Below are 21,252 nucleotides of genomic sequence, written 5' to 3'. Positions count from 1 at the left end.
GCACGGAATCGCACGGCGCCCGCGCAGCCGCAACGTATCAGACCTGAAACCAAACCCGCATTCGAATACCACCGTCGGCCGGCACATGCCTGCCGCAGCCGCACCAGGCGCGGCAGTCACCGCATCTGGCCCGCTCCTTGCTGTTGCTCCGACGCAAACACAAGCAGTCACAAGCAGTCGCACAAGCGACCAACAGCACATAAACAATCGGGGTGAGGCATGAACAAGACGGAGCGCTTGACGGGGGCGATATGCGCGCGCGGCGGGCTGCCGCACCGGTCTGACCGTCACCAGGCTGGCGGCGTGCTGTAATGCAGGCCGCCGCTACGCAAGCCGCTGCCGCGGCCGGAGAGCCGTGCGCCGCGCACGGCTGGAATCTGCCGCACGGATCGGGTATCGAAGACGATCCGTTGCTCGGCTGCCTGCTCGTGCTGACGCGGCTGTTCGACCGGCCGGTGGGCGTCGACACGCTCGTGGCCGGCCTGCCGCTCGCCGGCCGGCGCCTCACCCCGGCCCTGTTCGTGCGGGCCGCGGCACGCGCCGGCCTGTCGGCCAAACTGGCCCGGCGCGCGTTGCCCGACATCCCGGATGCGGTCCTGCCCGCGGTGCTGCTGCTCAACGACGGCCAGGCCTGCGTGCTGGTTCGCCGCAACGCGTGCGGCACCATGCAGGTGATCCTTCCTGAAACAGGCATCGGCGAGGAAGCCGTCGACGCGGCCGAACTCGCGCAACGCCACGCCGGCCACGTGCTGTTCGCGCGCCCGGCCCACCGGTTCGATGCACGCGACACGGAAAGCGTCGTGCCGCGCCCGCGCCACTGGTTCTGGGGCGTGGTCGCGCAATCGTGGCCGATCTATGCGGAAGTGATGCTCGCGTCGACGCTGGTCAATCTTTTCGCGCTGGCGATGCCGCTGTTCACGATGAACGTCTACGACCGCGTCGTGCCGAACCGGGCGCTCGAGACGCTGTGGGCGCTGGCGGCCGGCATCGCGCTCGTGATCGTGTTCGACGTCGTGATGCGCACGTTGCGCGGCTATTTCATCGACGTGGCCGGCAAGAAGATCGACGTGATCCTGTCGGCAAATCTCTACGAGAAAGTACTCGGCATCCGGATGGCGGCGCGGCCGCCGTCCGTCGGCGGATTCGCTTCGCAGATCCAGGAATTCGAAGCCGTGCGCGAATTCCTCACGTCGGCGACCGCGGCGGCGCTGATCGACCTGCCGTTTTCGATCGTGTTCGTCGTGGCGATGTTCTGGGTCGGCGGCGGGCTCGGCTGGCTGCCGCTGCTGGCGTTGCCGCTCGTGATCGGCGCGGGCGTGGCCGTGCAGGGGCCGCTCGCGCGGGCCGTGCAAGCCAGCCAGCGTCACGCAAGCCAGCGCCAGGCCCTGCTGATCGAAACGCTGGTCGGCCTCGAGACGATCAAGGTCAACGGCGCGGAAGGACCGATGCAGGCGCGCTGGGAGCAGATGCTCGGCGAGATCGCACGGCTCGGGCTCAGGTCGCGCCTGCTGTCGGGTTGTGCGGTCAATTTCGCGATGTTCGCGCAGCAGGCGGCCTATCTCGCGGTGGTCCTGTGTGGCGTGTACATGATCGGCGACGACCGGCTCACGACCGGCGGTCTGATCGCCTGCACGATCTTCACCGGCCGCGCGCTCGCGCCGATGGGCCAGGTCGCGTCGCTACTGACTCGCTACCACCAGTCGCGCAGCGCGCTGGCGTCGATCGACGGCGTGATGAACCTGCCCGGCGAGCGTCCGGCCGAGCAGCGCTTCGTCCATCGCCCCGCACTCGCCGGCGAGATCGAATTCCGCAACGTCGGCTTCGCGTATCCCGGCCAGAGCGGCGTCTCGCTCGAAGGCGTGTCGTTCCGCATCGCCGCGGGCGAGCGCGTCGGCATCATCGGGCGCGTCGGCTCGGGCAAGACCACGATCGAGAAACTCGTCCTCGGTCTCTACCCGCCTTCGTCCGGCAACGTCCTGATCGACGGCGTCGAACTGCGTCAATACGATCCTGCCGCGCTGCGGCGCGGGATCGGTCACGTGCCGCAGGACGTGATGCTGTTCAACGGCACCGTGCGCGACAACATCGTGCTGGGCGCGCCGGGCGCGGACGACGACGCCGTGTTGCGCGCCGCGCAGGTGTCCGGCGTCGCGGACTTCGTCAACCGGGTGCCGAACGGCTTCGACCTCGCGGTGGGCGAACGCGGCGAAGCGTTGTCCGGCGGGCAGCGCCAGGTCATCGCCATCGCCCGCGCGATGCTGCTGTCGCCGCCGGTGCTGTTGCTCGACGAGCCCAGCAGCGCGATGGACAACCGCTCCGAAGAGCTGTTCAAGGCACGCCTGTCGGCCCAGCTCGCCGGCCGCACGCTGCTGCTGGTCACGCACCGTCCGTCGCTGCTCACGCTCGTCGACCGCCTGATCGTGATGGATCAAGGACGCGTCGTCGCTGACGGCCCGAAGGACCAGGTCCTCGCGGCTCTTGCAGGGAGAAAGCTCCATGTCGCTGCTGGCTGAACCCGACGGCGCCGGCGCGCCGACGACGCACCGCATCGCCGCGCTCAACGCGCTGCGCGCGCGCATCGGCGCCGCGCTGAAGCCGCGCGCCGACGATACCGCGTTCATGCGCGAACGCTGCGCGGCCGCGATGGAGGGGCCGCGCTACTTCACTCACTGGATCCTGTGGGCGACGCTCGCGTTCATCGTCATCGCGCTCCTGTGGGCCGCGTTCGCCGAAGTCGACGAAGTCACCGTCGGGGAAGGCAAGGTGATTCCGTCCAGCCGCGTGCAGGTGGTGCAGAACCTGGAGGGCGGGATCGTCTCGGAGATCATGGTGCGCGTCGGCCAGGTCGTCCAGAAAGGCCAGCCGCTGATGCGCATCGACGATACGCGGTTCACGTCGTCATACAAGGAAGGACAGGCGAAGGATGCCGCACTCCTCGCCCGCATCGCGCGGCTGAGCGCCGAAGCGAACGGCGCCGCGTTCGTCGTGCCGGCCGCCCTGGCACGCGCGAACCCGGGCCTGCTGGACGAGGAACGCTCGCTGTTCGAGTCGCGTCAGCGCGAATTGCAGGCCAATCTCGACGTGCTCAGGCAACAGGCCGAACAGCACCGGCAGGAGCTCGCGGAAAAGCGCTCGCGCGAGGGGCAGTTGCAACACAGCTACGCGCTCGTCGCGAAGGAATTGGCGTTGACGAGCCCGCTCGTCGAAAAAGGCGCGGTATCGGACGTCGAGGTGCTGCGGCTCGAGCGGCAGGCGACCGACATGAAGGGCGACCTCGATGCGACGCGGCTCGCGATGCCGCGGCTGGAAGCCGCCTATCGCGAGGCACGCCAGAAAATCGATGAAACGACCGCGCATTTCCGTGCCGACGCGATGAAGGAACTGAATCTCGCGCGCGCCGATCAATCGGCGCTGAGTGCCGCCAACGTCGCGCTCGAGGATCGCGTCACGCGCACGCTCGTGCGCGCCCCGCTGAAAGGGATGATCAAGCAGATCAAGATCAACACCGTGGGCGGCGTGATCCAGCCGGGGATGGACCTGCTGGAAATCGTGCCGCTCGACGACACGCTGTTGATCGAGGCACGTGTGCGGCCGGCGGACATCGCGTTTCTGCATCCGGGGCAGGACGCGACGGTCAAGCTGTCCGCGTACGACTTCTCGATCTATGGCGGCTTTCCCGCGGTGGTCGAAGACATCAGCGCCGACACGATCGTGCCGGACCGTCCCGGCGAGAAACCGGACAGCTATTACCGCGTACTGGTGCGCACCCGGCAAAGCAAGCCGAGCGGTCGGAGCCAGCCGGTCGCGATCGTGCCGGGCATGATCGCCACCGTCGACATCCGCACCGGGCGCCGTACCGTATTGCATTACCTGCTCAAGCCCGTCATCAAGACCAAGGAAATGGCGTTGCGCGAGCGCTGACACGAGAACCGGTTTGCAGTTCATCGGGCATGCGCCGCATCGGGCGGCGCAGCGCCCGCATCAAAACATGACAGGACGGGGAGCACGACATGGCGACGACTTCAAGCGGGACCGCGGTTTCCATCAGCAATACGCCGCAGGCAACGGACGACGTATTTACGTCGGCTCAGACGGGGCTGACAGACAACTCGCTCACCACCGTCTACCTGAACGTGATGGCGAACGATCTCGGCGGCGCGGCCAAGACGCTCTATTCGCTCGACTCCGGCACCGAAACGACCGTCTCGCTCGAGCAGACGGCGTTGCTGACGCAGGATACGGTCCGGGCCGAATCGGTGAGCACGGATTTCAGCGCGCACGGCGCGCACATCTGGATCACGTCGGACGGCAAGGTCGGGTATGACGCGAGCCATCTCGACGCGTCGTGGTTGTCGAACAGCTTCAATACGCTCGGCTACGCGCAGGACAGCTTCACGTATGCGATCCGGCTGGGCAACGGTACGCTGAGTTGGGCGACCGCCTATGTCGACATTGCGCCGCCCGCCCCTGTCGTCGCGCTGGCGCATGACACGGGGATGTCGGCGACCGACCACCTCACATCGGACGGTACGCTGTCGGTCGGCGCGGTGGCGCACGGCGCGACCGTTCAGTACAGCACCGACAACGGCGCGCACTGGAATACGAGCTTCTGCGCCGTCGAAGGAACGAATACCGTGCTGGTGCGGCAGATCGACGTGACCGGCAATGCGTCGGCTGTGTCTTCGTGCACGTTCACGCTGGATACGGCTGGCGGGACGGCGCCCGGGGTGGCGTTGGCGGTTGATTCGGGCAGTAGCTCGACGGATCACGTCACGAATGTCGGGACGCTGAATGTTACCGCGGTCGAAACGGGCGCTGCCGTGCAGTACAGCGTTGATAACGGGGAGCATTGGAGTACGAGCTTCAGTGCCGTCGAAGGCGTAAATAATGTGCAGGTGCGGCAGGTCGATGTCGCGGGGAATGCGTCGGCGGCCACGTCGTTCAGTTTCACGCTCGATACGTCGGCTGGGGCGCCCGGTGTTGCGTTGACTACGGATTCCGGTAGTAATGCCGCCGATCACGTCACCAATGTCGGTACGTTGAATCTCTCGGGGATCGAGACGGGGGCCACCGTTCAGTACAGCGTTGATAACGGGGGGCATTGGAGTACGAGCTTTAGTGCCGTCGAAGGGCTGAACAATGTGCAGGTTCGGCAGATCGATATTGCGGGTAATACGTCGGCTCCGACCTCGTTCAGCTTCACGCTGGATACGTCGGCTGCTGCGCCGAGTGTTGCGCTTACGAGTGATTCCGGTGGCAGCTCCACCGACCACGTCACCAATGTCGGTACACTGAACGTCACGGGCATCGAGACCGGCGCAACCGTGCAATACAGCGTCGATAACGGTGGGCATTGGAACACGAGCTTCAGCGCCGTCGAGGGGCTGAACAACGTGCAGGTTCGGCAAGTCGATATCGCGGGTAATGCGTCGGCGGCCACGTCGTTCAGTTTCACGCTCGATACGTCAGTCGCTGCGCCCGGTGTCGCGCTCATGACCGATTCCGGCAGCAGCGCCACTGATCACATCACCAATGTCGGTACGTTGAATCTCTCGGGCATCGAAACCGGTGCCACCGTTCAGTACAGCATCGACAACGGTGCGCATTGGAATACGAGCTTCAGCGCCGTCGAAGGACTGAACAACGTTCAAGTCCGACAGATCGATGTCGCGGGCAATACGTCTTCGGCCACGTCGTTCAGCTTCACGCTCGATACGGCGGCTGGGGCGCCTGGTGTTGCGTTGACTACCGACTCCGGCAGCAATGCCGCCGACCACATCACCAACGTCGGCACGCTGAACCTCTCTGGCATCGAAACCGGCGCCACCGTTCAGTACAGCGTCGACAACGGTGCGCATTGGAGTACGAGTTTCGGTGCCCTCGAAGGCGTGAACAATGTGCAGGTCCGGCAGATCGATGTCGCGGACAATACGTCGGCGGCCACGTCGTTCAGCTTCACGCTCGATACGTCGGCCGGCGCGCCTGGCGTTGCGTTGACTACCGACTCCGGCAGCAATGCCACCGACCACATCACCAACGTCGGCACGCTGAACCTCTCAGGCATCGAAACCGGCGCCACCGTGCAGTACAGCGTCGACAACGGGGCGCATTGGAGTACGAGTTTCGGTGCCCTCGAAGGCGTGAACAATGTGCAGGTCCGGCAGATCGATGTCGCGGGCAATACGTCGGCGGCCACTTCGTTCAGTTTCACGCTCGACACCTCGGCCGCTGCGCCGGGTGTCGCGCTCACGACCGATTCCGGCGGCAGCGCCACTGATCACATCACCAATGTCGGTACGTTGAATCTCTCGGGCATCGAAACCGGCGCCACCGTTCAGTACAGCATCGACAACGGCGCGCATTGGAATACGAGCTTCAGCGCCGTCGAAGGACTGAACAACGTTCAAGTCCGACAGATCGATGTCGCGGGCAATACGTCTTCGGCCACGTCGTTCAGCTTCACGCTCGATACGTCGGCTGGCGCGCCTGGCGTTGCGTTGACTACCGACTCCGGCAGCAATGCCGCAGACCACATCACCAACGTCGGCACGCTGAATCTCACCGGTGTCGAAACCGGCGCCACGATCGAATACTCGACGGATGGTGGCCACACCTGGGACACCAGCTTCAACGCCGTCGAAGGCGTGAACGACGTGCAGGTTAGGCAAACCGATGTCGCGGGCAATACGTCGGCTCCCACATCGCTCAGCTTCACGCTCGACACCTCGGCTGCTGCGCCCGGTGTCGCGCTCACGAGTGATTCCGGTGGCAGCGCCACGGACCACATCTCCAATGTCGGTACACTGAACGTCACTGGCATCGAAACCGGCGCAACCGTTCAGTACAGCGTCGACAACGGGGCGCATTGGAGTACGAGTTTCGGTGCCCTCGAGGGCGTGAACAATGTGCAGGTTCGGCAGATCGATGTCGCGGGCAATACCTCGTCGGCCACTTCGTTCAGTTTCACGCTCGACACCTCGGCCGCTGCGCCGGGTGTCGCCCTGACCACCGATTCCGGCAGCGGCGCCACCGACCACGTCACCAACGTCGGCACGTTGAATCTCACCGGTGTCGAAACCGGCGCCACGATCGAATACTCGACGGATGGTGGCCACACCTGGAACACCAGCTTCAACGCCGTCGAAGGCGTGAATGACGTACAGGTTCGGCAGACCGATATCGCAGGCAATACGTCGGATCCGACGGCGTTCAGCTTCACACTTGATACCTCAGCCGCCGCGCCCGGCGTCGCATTGACCGCCGATTCCGGCACTAGCTCGACCGATCACATCACCAACGTCGGTACATTGAATCTCACCGGTGTTGAAACGGGCGCCGCCGTCGAATATTCAACCGATGGCGGTCATACCTGGAACACCAGCTTCAACGCCGTCGAAGGCGTGAATGACGTACAGATCAGGCAGACCGATATCGCAGGCAATACGTCGGATCCGACGGCGTTCAGCTTCACACTTGATACCTCAGCCGCCGCGCCCGGCGTCGCATTGACCGCCGATTCCGGCAATAGCTCGACCGATCACATCACCAACGTCGGTACATTGAATCTCACCGGTGTTGAAACGGGCGCCGCCGTCGAATATTCAACCGATGGCGGTCATACCTGGAACACCAGCTTCAACGCCGTCGAAGGCGTGAACGACGTACAGATCAGGCAGACCGATATCGCAGGCAATACGTCGAATCCGACGGCGTTCAGCTTCACGCTCGATACCTCGGCTGCTGCGCCCGGTGTCGCATTGACCGCCGATTCCGGCACTAGCTCGACCGATCACATCACCAACGTCGGAACGCTGAATCTCACCGGTGTTGAAACGGGTGCCACCGTCGAATACTCGACCGATGGTGGTCACACCTGGAACACCAACTTCAACGCCATCGAAGGCGTGAATGACGTACAGGTGCGGCAGACCGATGTCGCGGGCAACACGTCTGCCCCGACCTCGTTCAGCTTCACGCTCGATACCTCGGCTGCTGCGCCCGGTGTCGTGCTCGCGAATGATTCCGGTAGTAGCGCCTCGGACCACATCACCAACGTCGGCACGTTGAATCTCACCGGTGTCGAAACGAGCGCGACTGTCGAATACTCGATCGATGGCGGCCATACCTGGAACAATGGTTTCAATGCCGTTGAAGGCGTGAACGACGTGCAGGTTCGGCAAACCGATGTCGCGGGCAACACGTCGGCCCCGACCTCGTTCAGCTTCACGCTCGATACCTCGGCTGCTGCGCCCGGTGTCGTGCTCGCGAATGATTCCGGTAGTAGCGCCTCGGACCACATCACCAACGTCGGCACGTTGAATCTCACCGGTGTCGAAACGAGCGCGACTGTCGAATACTCGATCGATGGCGGCCATACCTGGAACAATGGTTTCAATGCCGTTGAAGGCGTGAACGACGTGCAGGTTCGGCAAACCGATGTCGCGGGCAACACGTCGGCCCCGATCTCGTTCAGCTTCACGCTCGATACCTCGGCCACTGCACCGGGTGTTGCACTGACCGTCGACTCCGGCGGTAACTCGACCGACCACATCACGAATGTCGGAACGCTGAATCTCACCGGTGTTGAAACGGGTGCCACCGTCGAATACTCGACCGATGGTGGTCACACCTGGAACACCAACTTCAACGCCATCGAAGGCGTGAATGACGTACAGGTGCGGCAGACCGATGTCGCGGGCAACACGTCCGACCCGACTTCATTCAGCTTTACGCTGGATACCTCGGCCGCTGCACCAAGTGTTGCACTGACCGCCGACTCCGGCAGCAACGCTACCGACCACGTCACGAACGTCGGCACACTTAGCCTGTCTGGTGTGGAGACTGCCGCAGTTGCCGAATACTCGATCGATGGCGGTCATACCTGGAGCACCAGTTTCAACGCCGTCGAAGGCGTGAACGATGTACAGGTCAGGCAAACCGATGTCGCAGGCAACACGTCGGATCCGACGGCGTTCAGCTTCACACTTGATACCTCGGCCGCCGCGCCCGGCGTTGCATTGACCGCCGATTCCGGCACTAGCTCGACCGATCACATCACCAACGTCGGTACGTTGAATCTTACGGGCGTTGAAACTGGCGCCACCGTCGAATACTCGACCGATGGCGGTCATATCTGGAACACCAGTTTCAACGCCGTCGAAGGTGTGAACAACGTACAGGTTCGGCAAACCGATATCGCTGGCAACACGTCGGACCCGACCTCGCTCAGCTTCACGCTCGATACCTCGTCCACTGCACCGGGTGTTGCACTGACCTCCGACTCCGGCGGCAACTCGACCGACCACATCACGAATGTCGGAACGCTGAATCTCACCGGTGTTGAAACGGGCGCCACCGTCGAATACTCGACCGATGGTGGTCACACCTGGAGCACCAGTTTCAACGCGGTCGAAGGCGTGAACGATGTGCAGGTCCGGCAGACCGATGTCGCAGGCAATACATCTGATTCGACTTCATTCAGCTTCACGCTCGATACCTCGGCCGCCGCGCCTGGCGTCGCGCTCACGAGCGATTCCGGTAGCAGCGCTACCGATCACATTACCAATGCCGGTACGTTGAATCTCACCGGTGTCGAAACGGGCGCCACCGTCGAATACTCGATCGATGGCGGCCATACCTGGAACACCAGTTTCAACGCCGTCGAAGGCGTGAATGACGTACAGGTCCGGCAAACCGATGTCGCGGGCAACACGTCAGACCCGACATCGTTCAGCTTCACGCTCGATACGTCGGCCGCCGCGCCAGGTGTCGCGCTGAGCACCGACTCCGGCAGCAACGCCACCGATCACATCACGAACGTCGGTACACTCAACGTGTCTGGTGTGGAAACTGGCGCAGTTGTCGAATACTCGATCGACGGCGGCCACACCTGGAACACCAGTTTCAACGCCGTCGAAGGCGTGAATGACGTACAGGTCCGGCAGACCGATGTCGCGGGCAATACGTCCGCCCCGACCTCGTTCAGCTTCACGCTCGACACCTCGGCCGCTGCACCGGGTGTTGCGTTGACCACCGATTCCGGCAGCAACGCCACCGATCACATCACCAACGTCGGTACACTCAACGTGTCTGGTGTGGAGACCGGCGCAGTTGTCGAATACTCGATCGATGGTGGCCACACCTGGAACAATAGTTTCAATGCCGTCGAAGGCGCGAATGACGTACAGGTTCGACAAACCGATGTCGCAGGCAACACGTCGGACCCGACGGCGTTCAGCTTCACGCTCGATACCTCGGCCGCTGCACCGGACGTTGCACTGACCGCCGATTCCGGCACCAACGCCACCGACCACATCACGAACGTCGGTACACTCAACGTGTCTGATGTGGAGACTGGCGCAGTTGTCGAATACTCGACCGATGGCGGTCATACCTGGAACACCAGTTTCAACGCCGTCGAAGGCGTGAACGATGTACAGGTCAGGCAAACCGATGTCGCGGGCAATACATCGGATCCGACGGCGTTCAGTTTCACGCTCGATACGTCGGCCGCTGCGCCCGGCGTTGCGTTGACTACCGACTCCGGTAGCAATGCCGCCGATCACATCACCAACGTCAGCACGCTGAACCTCTCTGGCATCGAGACCGGTGCCACCGTACAGTACAGCGTCGATAACGGGGCCCATTGGAACACGAGCTTCAGTGCCGTCGAAGGACTGAACAACGTGCAGGTTCGACAGATCGATGTCGCGGGCAACACGTCGGACCCGACCTCGTTCAGCTTCACACTCGATACGTCGGCCGCGGCGCCCGGTGTCGCGCTCACGAGCGATTCCGGCAGCGGCGCCACTGATCACATCACCAATGTCGGTACGTTGAACGTCACCGGCATCGAAACCGGCGCTACCGTTCAGTACAGCGTCGACAACGGTGCGCATTGGAGTACGAGTTTCGGTGCCCTCGAAGGCTTGAACAATGTGCAGGTTCGGCAGATCGATGTCGCGGGCAATACGTCGGCGGGCACGTCGTTCAGCTTCACGCTCGATACGTCAGCCGCCGCGCCCGGTGTCGCACTCACGAGCGATTCCGGCAGTAGCTCGACCGATCACATCACCAACGTCGGCACGCTGAACCTTTCAGGCATCGAGACCAGCGCCACAGTGCAATACAGCGTCGACAACGGCGCGCACTGGAACACGAGCTTCAGCGCAGTCGAAGGGCTGAACAACGTGCAGGTTCGGCAGATCGATGTCGCGGGTAATACGTCCGCCGCGACCTCGTTCAGCTTTACGCTCGATACGTCGGCTGCCGCGCCCGGTATCGCGCTCACGAGCGACTCCGGTAGTAGCGCCACGGACCACATCACCAACGTCGGTACGCTGAACGTCACTGGCACCGAGGCCGGCGCCACCGTTCAGTACAGCATCGACAACGGTGCGCATTGGAACACGAGCTTCAGCGCCATCGAAGGACTGAACAACGTTCAAGTTCGACAGATCGATGTCGCGGGCAATACGTCGTCGGCCACGTCGCTCAGCTTCACGCTCGATACCTCGGCCGCTGCGCCCGGCGTTGCGCTGACCACCGACTCGGGTAGTAGCGCCACGGACCACATCACCAACGTCGGCACGTTGAATCTCTCAGGCATCGAGGCCGGCGCCACCGTTCAGTACAGCATCGACAACGGCGCGCACTGGAACACAAGCTTCAGTGCCGTCCAAGGCGTGAACAACGTGCAGGTTCGAGAGATCGACATCGCGGGCAATACGTCGTCGGCCACGTCATTCAGCTTCACGCTCGATACCTCGGCCGCCGCACCCGGTGTCGCGCTGACCACCGATTCCGGTAGCAGCGCCACCGACCACATCACCAACGTCGGCACGCTGAACCTCTCCGGCATCGAAACCGGCGCCACCGTTCAATACAGCGTCGATAATGGTGCGCATTGGAGTACGAGTTTCGGTGCCCTCGAAGGCGTGAACAATGTGCAGGTTCGGCAGATCGACGTCGCGGGCAACACGTCGTCGGCCACGTCGTTCAGCTTCACGCTCGATACGTCGGCCGCCGCGCCCGGTGTCGCGTTGACCACCGACTCCGGCAGCAGCGCCACCGACCACATCACCAACGTCGGTACGTTGAACGTAACTGGCACCGAAACCGGCGCCACCGTTCAATACAGCATCGACAACGGTGCGCATTGGAACACGAGCTTCAGTGCCGTCCAAGGCGTGAATAACGTGCAGGTTCGAGAGATCGACATCGCGGGCAACACGTCCTCAGCCACATCACTCAGCTTCACGCTCGATACGTCGGCAGCTGCGCCCGGCGTTGCGCTAACCACCGACTCGGGTAGTAGCGCCACGGACCACATCACCAACGTCGGCACGCTGAACCTCTCCGGCATCGAAACCGGCGCCACCGTTCAGTACAGCGTCGACAACGGTGCGCACTGGAACACGAGCTTCAGCGCCGTCGAAGGGTTAAACAACGTCCAAGTCCGCCAGATCGACGTGGCCGGCAACACATCGTCAGCCACATCGCTGAGCTTCACGCTCGATACGTCGGCCGCGGCACCCGGCGTCGCGCTCACGACCGACTCCGGCAGCAGCACCACCGACCACATCACCAACATCGGCACGCTGAACCTCTCCGGCATCGAAACCGGCGCAACCGTGCAATACAGCATCGACAACGGCGCGCATTGGAACACGAGCTTCAGCGCGACCGAAGGCGTAAACAACCTTCAAGTCCGTCAGATCGACGTCGCTGGCAACATCTCGAATGCCACGAGCTTCAGCTTCACGCTCGACACCGCCGCCCCGTCGACGCTGTCTTGGCAATTCTCTGGCCACACGCTGACGGCCAACACCGACACGTCCGATGTCTGGAAAGTCCTGATCCACGACAACACGACCAACGCCGATTACACCGCGACGCAGCAAACCGCCGGAACCTGGACCTACTCGCAACAGAGCCTCAATCTCAACAAGGACTCCGTCACCGTGACCGAGTGGGACACGGCGGGCAACTCACAGTCGTCCACCCATGTTGCACCCGCCGGCGTCGCCGGCTCCGAGATCAACCTGGCGCTCGCCGATCCGTCCGGCCACGCGCCCGACCTCGCGGTGACGATCGCCGGCATCCCGTCCGGCTGGACGCTGAACGCCGGCACCGACCTCGGTAACGGTTCATGGCTCGTGCCGACGAACGACCTCGGTGCGCTCACCATCACGCCGGCCGCTTCCTTCACCGGCGCCACCGTGCTCACGGTGACCGAAACATGGACGGCCGCGGACGGCACCCACGCCGCCGCCACGATCGCGGACAACGTCGAAGCGTACGCGGCCAACGCGCCGATCTTCGCCTGGTCGGGCGACGATCAACTGACCGGATCGGCCGGCAACGACCTGTTCGTGTTCTCGCAGCCGATCGGCAACGACACGCTGCACACGTTCGACCTCGCCGCCGACAAGATCGATCTCGTGGGCTTCACGGGCATCGCAAGCTTCAGCGACGTCCAGGCGCATCTGGCAGACGACGCGAACGGCAATGCGGTAATCATGCTGGGCGACGGCGCCACCATCACGGTAACGGGCGTGCATTCGGCCGACCTCACCGGCGATAACTTCGTGTTCGACCAGGAACCGGTCGTGCAGAACGCCGGCACCATGACGGTGAGCGACGGCGCGATGCTGCCGATCGGCGGGATCGTGGAGAACACGGGCACGATCGCACTCGGCTCGACCGGTGACATCACCCGTTTCGAAATCCTCCCGAAGAGCGCGACGCTGGAAGGCGGCGGCCACGTGACGCTGTCCGACGACGCCCACAACGTCGTGTTCGGCAGCACGCCGGATGCCACGCTCGTGAACGTCGACAACACGATCACGGGTGCCGGCCAGCTCGGCGCCGGCCAGCTGACGCTCGTCAACGAAGGAACGATCGTCGCCGACGGCGTCAACGCGCTCGTGATCGACACGGGCACGCACGCGGTCGCCAACGCCGGCACGCTGGAGGCAACGGGCAGCGGCGGCCTCGTGATCGAAAGCGCGGTGAACAACACGGGCAACCTGTGGGCCAACAACGGCAACCTGACGATCCACGGCGACGTGACGGGCGCCGGCAGCGCGACGATCAGCGGCGGCGCAACGCTCGAGTTCGGCGGCGCGTCCGCGGAAAACACGACGTTCGCCGATGGCGCCGCGGGCACGCTCAAGCTGGACCACTCGGCCGGTTTCACCGGCACGGTCAGCGGCTTCGCCGCCGGCGACGCGCTCGATCTGACCGACGTGCTGTTCGGCGATCACACGACGCTGAGCTTCACGGCCAACGACACGGGAACGGGCGGCACGCTCACGGTGAGCGACGGCGCCCACACCGCACAGGTCGCGCTTCAAGGCAATCTGGCGGGCGGCAGCTTCCAGCTCTCGCACGATCAGGGCAGCGGCACCGTGGTCACTTACGTGCCGCCCCCGCTGCCGCACATTCAAGAGGTTTGAGGCGCTCGGAATACCCCGTGACCGACGTCCGACTGGCGAACTCTCCTCCGGATCGTCGCTCACGGCAGTGTGTTGGATGCATCTGTCGCGATGGCCGGCCGCATGATCGCCGGCATCGCGCAACGTTTGATCGTGCCCAAGGCTGGCTGCAAACAACCGTCGGGCGACAGGAAACAGTCGATGAACAGGAACTGCCCTCTGCTTGCCGTGCTCGCATTCGCGTCAGCGCTCGCGGGCACCGCCGCGCCCGCCACCGCGCAAAGCCTGCAGGAAGCAGTCGAGCAGGCGATCCGGACCAACCCCGAAGTCCTTGCCACGACATACAACAGGGAAGCGGCCGATCAAGGCCTGAAGCAGGCGCGAGCCGGCTACTTGCCCCGCGTGGACGTCGACGCGGCGATCGGCAAGGAGCAGCGCGACGATGTCGAAACGCGTCTGCTCGGCCTGAACCGCACGACGTTCACGCACCGGACGGCCAGCGTGACGTTGTCGCAAATGCTGTTCGACGGTTTCGCGGTCAGGAGCGAAGTGGCGCGGCAACGGGCGCGCATCGACTCGTCCGCGAATCGCGTCGCGTCAACCTCGGAGGACGTGGCGCTGCGCGTGGTGGGCGCGTATCTGGAAGTCCTGCGTCGCCAGGAAACGGTCGCCGCCGCCACCGACAACCTCGAGTCGCATCGTCGGATCCACGATCAGATCAAGCTGCGCAGCGATCGCGGCGTCGGCCGGCGCGCCGATCTTTACCAGGCGGAAAGTCGGCTGGCGCTCGCGCAGGACAACCTGCGCTCCGAGCAAAGCAACCTGAAAGACGCCGAAGTGGCCTACGCGCGGCTGGTGGGCGCGCCGCCGAACGTGCTCGTCAAGCCGGTCGCGCCGGAAGCCGCGCTGCCGCCGACGGAACGGTTCGCACTGGATACGGCGCTGGCGAACCACCCGTCCCTCGCGGCCGCCGAGGCGGACGTCGTGCAGGCCAATGCGCACTATGACGCGGCGAAGGCCGCACTCTGGCCGCGCATCGATCTGGAGCTGAGCGCGAGCCATGACCGCGACGGCGTGCTCGGTCCGACGAACGACCGCCGCGTGATGCTGCGGTTGCGCTACAACCTGTTTCAGGGCGGCGCCGACAAGGCGCATATCGGCGAAGCGCATGCGCAGATCCGGGAGGCCGAGGAAGACCGCAACCGCACGCGCCTGGAGATCGCGGAAGGCGAATCGCACGCCTACAACGCGTACGTCACCGCACGCGACCGGTTGGTCGTGCTCAAGCAGTACGTCGATTCCAGCGCGTCGACGCGCGAAGCGTACCTGTTGCAGTTCGGCATCGGTCAACGTTCGCTGCTCGACCTGCTCAACGCGGAGAACGAGTATTACAGCGCGCGCATCGACTACATCAGCGGCCAGTACGCGGAAGTGGCGAGCGCGTACCGCGTGTTCGCCGGGATGGGGCAACTGCTCGACACGCTTCACGTCGCGCGGCCGGCGCAGGCGTGGGGCGCCGGCGGCATGCAGCCGGCGGTGGCCTTCGACCGGCGCGCATTCGATCCCGGCAAATGACGAGGCCCCGGGGTCGCGATCGCTCACCCGGGGCCCTTCAGTCGTCGACGTTGCCTGCAACGTCTGGCATCGTCAGCATGCCAAACTACCGACGTTCAACGTCCTTCGCGTCGTATCAGAACTGATAGCCTGCACCGACCACCGCGCCGAAGTCGGAACGCGCATTGCCCGTCACCGACGCCTTGACGACCCAGCGATTGCTTTCCGTCACGTACGAATACCCGGCCGCGAAGCCTTGCTGCCCGTGATAGTTCGACGTCGCCGCCGACACCATCGAGCGCCCCGCCCCCGTCGGCTGCGGCAAACCGGCCACCGCCATCGCCGACGCCACGCCGCCGTACATGTCCTTCTTCAGGTCGTTGAACGAGTTGTACACCTGCCCGATCCGCTGGTCGGTGTAGCCCTTCGCCTGCGTCGACGCGGCATTGAGGTTGTCGTTCAGCTGCTGCACGTTCACCGCGTCGGTCGACGCCGTGCCGGCCGCCACGTTGGTGACCTGCCGTTCGTTGCCCTTCGCGCCGACCGAGAACGAATTGTCCCGATCCGCAACGGAGCCCTGGCCGATCGCCACCGCGTTCTTGCCGGTTGCCGTCGCCGTCGAGCCGATCGAACCGGCATCGGCACGCGCGATCCACGTCGTGTTCGCATCGGTTGCCGCCGCACGGATCTGGTCGTTGACCGCCGCCGTCTTCAGCGCGTCGTTGAACTGCGCCATGTTGACCGCGTCGTTGGCGTTCACGCCGGCCGCGACACCGGTCAGCACGCGGTCGCCCGCCGTGCCGGTGAAGTTCACGCTCGTGCCGCCCGAGTCCTTGCCGACCGTGATCGCGCCTTTCGGGTCCTGCTGCTGAACGAGCCCGGCCTTGCCGTTCGCGATGTTGGTCACGTTGTCCTGCAGGTTCGCGATATCGGTCGTGTTCTTCGACACCTGCTGGTTCGTCGCGTAGAGCTGCGAGCCGTTCACCGCGTCGGTACTGGTCGCGCTGAGCGTGCCGGCCTTCACGTTGGTGATGCGCGTGCCACCGGCCCCGCCAAGCGTGATCGAGCCCTTCGAGCTGTCGTCGTACTGCACCGCGAGCGCGCCGAGCTGGTCGAGGTTCGACTGCACCGACTTCAGCTGCTTCACGTTCACCGCGTCCGTATCGTCGGTGCCGGCCGCGACGTTCTTCAGCACGACCGCCGCATTCGGGTTTCCGCCGATCAGCGATACCGAGTTCAGCCGGTTGCCGTTGCCGTCGACGTCGTACTTGACGACGTTCTTCACGGCCTCGCCCGTCTGGTTCGACACCTGCGTGATCTGCTGCTCGAGATCGGACTTCACGCCGTACAACTGGCCGCCGTTCACCGCATCCGTGCTGCCGGCCGCGACATTGCCGTCGGCGATGCTGGTCAGCTTGGTCGGCGCGCCGCCGCGGGCGGCGTTGTATGCGCCGAGCGTCGGGTCGAACTGCAGCGCATCCTTCTGCAGGCCGGCAATCGCGTTCGTATTGACGGCGATGTTCGTTTCGGCGTTGCCGATTCGCGTCTCGTGATTCCCGAGCGTCGTCGTGTTGCTGCCGACACGGCCATCGAGGTTCGTCAGCGCGTCGCCAACGTTGTTGAACGAATCGCCGCCGATCTTGTACGCGGGCGCCGTGATCGAGCCATCCGTGTTCGCCGTCGCGCCACCGCCGAGCGCGGCTGCCGTGCCGTCGATCGCGCGGCGTAGCTGCGCGCCGTTCACGGCGTCCGTGCTGCCGGTCGACACGTTGCCTTCGGCGACGTTGGTCACGCGCACCGGAACCCCGCCGTTGCCCGTGCCGAGCGAAACCTGACGCTTGCTCGGATCGTCATACTTCACGGCGAGCGCGTCGAGCTGGCTCGTGCCGTCGTGAATCGCCGCGTTCAGCTGGTCCACGTTGACCGCGTCGGTGCCGTTCTGGCCGGCCGCGAGGTTGCCAATGCGTTGCGGGCTGTTTCCGCCGTGGCTCGCATCGTACGTGCCGAGGCTCGGGTTCCATTGCAGCGCATCCTGCTGCAGCGCGGCGATGTTGCCGGTGTTCGTCGTCACCTGGTCGCCGAGCTTCGTCACGCTGTTGCCGACGTTGGCGATCGACTGGTTCAGCGTATCGGTCGCCTTGCCGAGCTGACCGACGTTCACCGCGTCGTTCGCGCTCACGCCGTCCGCGACGTTGTGCAGCGTCGTGCCGTTCGGGCCGGCGAACGTGACCGAGTCGAAGCCGCTCGCGCCGTCGTATTTCACGTTGCGCGCATCGGCTGCCTGCAGGCCGCCGATGTTCGACGCGGCCGTGCTCAGCGATGCGTTGAGGCCCGTCACGTTGTTCTGCAGGTTCGTGATGTTCGCGGCGGCCGTCGACAGCGAGGTCTGCAGCGGTGCAACGCTGCCCTTCAGCTGGCCGACGTTGACCGCGTCCGTATCGGCGACCCCGGCCGCGACACCGCCGATCGTCGTGCCGTTGCTGCCGTCGAGCGCGATCGCGGCGTGCGAATCGTCGGTGTATTTGACGACGTTCTGCGTCGCCGTCACGATGCTCGTGCTGAGGCTGTTGCCGACGTTGGTCACGCGCTGGTCGACGTTCGCGATCGACGTCGACAGCGTGTTGCCGACGGCGGTCACGCGGGCGTCGACATTGGCGATGCCGGTGCTGAGCGTGCTGTTCACGTTCTTCAGCTGCTGGACGTTTACGGCGTCCGTGTCGGCCGCGCCCGCCGCGACGTTCTTGATCTGGCGTTCGTGGCCGAGCGAACCGAACGAGACGGCCCCGCCGACCGGTGCAGCCGTGCCGCCGAATACCGGCGTGCCGCCGTTGTTCGCACCGACGCTGCCCGAGCCGATCGCGACCTGGTTGTTGTCGTTCGTCTGCGCGCCGGCGCCGATCGCGACGGATTGCGTGCCGCCCGCACGGGTCTGCGTCGCCGCATCGTAGGATGCACCGTTCGACACGCCGTCGCTCGTGGTCGGATTCGCGCCGCCGATTGCAATCGAGCGATCGCCGCTCGCCAGCGCCGAGTGACCGAGTGCGATCGAACTGGTCCCATGCGCATCGGCGACGTTGCCGAGCGCCATCGAGTAATCGCCGATCGCGGCGGACTGGCGGCCGACCGCGAGTGCCGTATTGCCCTGCGCGACGGCCACCGTGCCGATCGCCGTGGCCGAGTTCGCCAGTGCCTGCGCGCCGACGCCGATCGCAATGCCGCCGCCGCTGCCGGAGCCGCCCTGGCTACCCGCGTTCGACTGGTCGCCGATCGCGATACCGCTGGAGCCGGCCTTCGCATTCGTTCCAGACGTGAAGTTCGTGCTGCTCGTCGCGACGAACGTCCCACTCTTCGTCGCGACGCACAACGGGTTCGTACCGTCGATGCACTGCCCGTTCAGCGCGTTGTCCGGGTTGCCGCGATCGACGAAGTTGTCCGCGTGTGCGGCCCCCGCGACCAGCACACCTGCGCTTGCGAACATGGCGGCGACGAGCGCCGAAATCTGGTTCCTCTGCATTTTTTGCTCCGTTTCGTTTCTTTCGTTTGGATTTGGACTACTTACTTTTATTCACAGCTTCGACTTCAACTTCGAACTCAATGCGCGATACGCTGCCCGGGCGCGTCGCTCGGTCGACGGCCCGTTCCGTTCATTCGATGAAAAACATCAGGAATACAAAATGACCGTCATGGACGAGCTCGCCCCTGCCGACTCTCGCGAGTCAACCTGCTGTCATTGACATTCCGAGTTGAATGCCGCGCGTGGCGCGACCAACCCCGTTTCTTTTATTTCATCTTCTGCACGCGAACGGCTTTTCGTTCACGTCAATGCCTGCCACGGTATGCCGGAGGCCCAAACCGTCTAATCCATCCGTCATCCAAAGTTCGGACGAATTATGAGACAGGCCCCGGCATTAGAGAAGGCGGCATTCTTTATAGATTGCAAAATTCAATGTTTTCAATGGCTTATGTTAAAAACACCAAACTCGCAAACGATTTCGTATTGCTGCGCTTAATAAAAATGTTTTCCCGAAAGGATGGATACTTTGCTGGAGCGCCGTGCCATTAAAAGCAATCTCGCAAAAAACTGCAAAATATCGACAAGGGATTCAATGTTAGTCCCGACGCGCATCCCGATAATAGAGATAGGCACTCTAGCGAGAATCGAGATATCGCCCTACAATTCCGCTCGCATCGATTCCGGCAGCGGCAATCTTCCGCCCCTTTATCGGCTCAGCGATCAAAAGAACCAACGCCGAGTAATGCGCCGACCTACTGCCTGCCGTGCAGTCCGGCGAAGTCCGTTTTTCGATGCGAGCGTACCGTGCGTGTTCGCGAAGCCATGTCGCGGCTTCCGACGATTTTCCCGAACCGGAATCGACCGCGCGCAGGAACGCTGCCCGCAGCCTTTCCTGAACAGGTACACGATGTCGCCATCGACCGCCGCATTGAATAATGCCCATATCCTGATCGTCGACGATCAGCCCGACCAGCTCCGTTTGCTGATCGATATCCTGCGCAGCACCGGATGCCGGATCAGCATTGCATTCGACGGCGTGCAGGCGTGCGAGCGCGCGCAGGCACTCACGCCCGACCTGGTCCTGATGGATGTCCGGATGCCGCGCATGGACGGTTTCACCGCGTGCCGGCGGCTGGCGGCCGATCCGCTGACGAGCGCGATCCCTGTCATTTTCCTGACGGTGGCCGGCGACTTGCACGAGCGCGTCGAAGGGCTCGAAATCGGCGGCGTCGATTATGTGGTGAAGCCGTTCGAACCGGCCGAAGTCGTCGCGCGAATCCGCGTGCAGCTCGCACGGACGAAACGGCCATTGCCGATGGATGCGCCGGCCGTGCACGATCCGTTCGCGACGGGCAAGGACGACGACATCATCGTGCGCGCGGCCATTCGACATCTGTCGCGCACGCTGAACGATCCGCCGACGGTCGAGCAGCTCGCGCGCGCGGTCGGCACGCACGAGAAGCGGTTGTCGCGCGCGTTTCGCGACAACCTGGGCCAGACGGTGTTCGAATATCTGCGGCACGAGCGCCTGCGCATCGCGCAGGACCTGCTCGATACGACGTCGCTCAGCATTGCGAGCATCGCGAAGGAGATCGGCTTTTCGACGCCGGCGAATTTCGCCACCGCGTTTCGCGAACGGTTCGGCATCACGCCGACCGAATGGCGGCGTCAGCGCGATGCGGCCGGGCGTGATGCCGCGCGGGAACCGCAGCGCGACGCATAGTCGCGCCCGGCATGACGGGTACG

General features: G+C 64.1%; 6 protein-coding genes. 5 read left to right on the top strand and 1 reads right to left on the bottom strand.

Annotation, left to right across the window (positions count from 1 at the left end; translation table 11 throughout):
- Positions 1-311: 311 nt before the first annotated feature.
- The 4 genes from FFI87_RS31045 (at position 312) to FFI87_RS31030 (ending at position 16,013) form a co-directional block, all read left to right on the top strand.
- Positions 312-2,513: a type I secretion system permease/ATPase gene (locus FFI87_RS31045; RefSeq protein WP_138850369.1), complete on the top strand. Its 2,202-nt coding sequence runs from the start codon at positions 312-314 to the stop codon at positions 2,511-2,513.
- On the top strand, positions 2,497-3,921 hold the full coding sequence (locus FFI87_RS31040) for an HlyD family type I secretion periplasmic adaptor subunit (protein WP_105831555.1): 1,425 nt from the start codon (positions 2,497-2,499) through the stop codon (positions 3,919-3,921). The genes FFI87_RS31045 and FFI87_RS31040 overlap by 17 nt, the downstream gene beginning before the upstream one ends.
- A gap of 89 nt (positions 3,922-4,010) precedes the next feature.
- Positions 4,011-14,459, top strand: coding sequence for an Ig-like domain-containing protein (locus FFI87_RS31035; protein ID WP_138850368.1), 10,449 nt, complete (start codon positions 4,011-4,013; stop codon positions 14,457-14,459).
- A gap of 180 nt (positions 14,460-14,639) precedes the next feature.
- Complete coding sequence (locus FFI87_RS31030; protein ID WP_138850367.1) at positions 14,640-16,013, top strand: TolC family outer membrane protein; 1,374 nt, start codon at positions 14,640-14,642, stop codon at positions 16,011-16,013.
- A gap of 115 nt (positions 16,014-16,128) precedes the next feature.
- Here the strand turns inward: FFI87_RS31030 and FFI87_RS31025 are convergent, their stop codons facing one another.
- Entirely contained in the window at positions 16,129-19,506 is a 3,378-nt protein-coding gene (locus FFI87_RS31025; RefSeq protein WP_138850366.1) for a YadA-like family protein, read from the bottom strand.
- A 907-nt stretch (positions 19,507-20,413) separates the two neighbouring features.
- Between FFI87_RS31025 and FFI87_RS31020 the strand changes: the two genes are divergently transcribed.
- Positions 20,414-21,229 (top strand): response regulator, encoded by an 816-nt coding sequence (locus FFI87_RS31020; protein ID WP_138850856.1) that lies wholly within the window; start codon positions 20,414-20,416, stop codon positions 21,227-21,229.
- The last annotated feature ends 23 nt before the right edge of the window (positions 21,230-21,252 follow it).

Origin of the sequence: Burkholderia sp. KBS0801, assembly GCF_005937855.2 — a bacterium.
Taxonomy (GTDB): domain Bacteria; phylum Pseudomonadota; class Gammaproteobacteria; order Burkholderiales; family Burkholderiaceae; genus Burkholderia; species Burkholderia ambifaria.
The sequence above is the reverse complement of the archived record's forward strand: the minus strand, read 5'-3'. Positions and strand labels throughout refer to the sequence as shown.

Excerpts from the sequence above, each read along its gene's own strand:
- FFI87_RS31020 (WP_138850856.1), top strand. The coding sequence starts at position 20,414 with ATGTCGCCATCGACCGCCGCATTGAATAATGCCCATATCCTGATCGTC.
- FFI87_RS31040 (WP_105831555.1), top strand. The coding sequence starts at position 2,497 with ATGTCGCTGCTGGCTGAACCCGACGGCGCCGGCGCGCCGACGACGCAC.
- FFI87_RS31025 (WP_138850366.1), bottom strand. The coding sequence starts at position 19,506 with ATGCAGAGGAACCAGATTTCGGCGCTCGTCGCCGCCATGTTCGCAAGC.
- FFI87_RS31045 (WP_138850369.1), top strand. The coding sequence starts at position 312 with ATGCAGGCCGCCGCTACGCAAGCCGCTGCCGCGGCCGGAGAGCCGTGC.
- FFI87_RS31035 (WP_138850368.1), top strand. The coding sequence starts at position 4,011 with ATGGCGACGACTTCAAGCGGGACCGCGGTTTCCATCAGCAATACGCCG.
- FFI87_RS31030 (WP_138850367.1), top strand. The coding sequence starts at position 14,640 with ATGAACAGGAACTGCCCTCTGCTTGCCGTGCTCGCATTCGCGTCAGCG.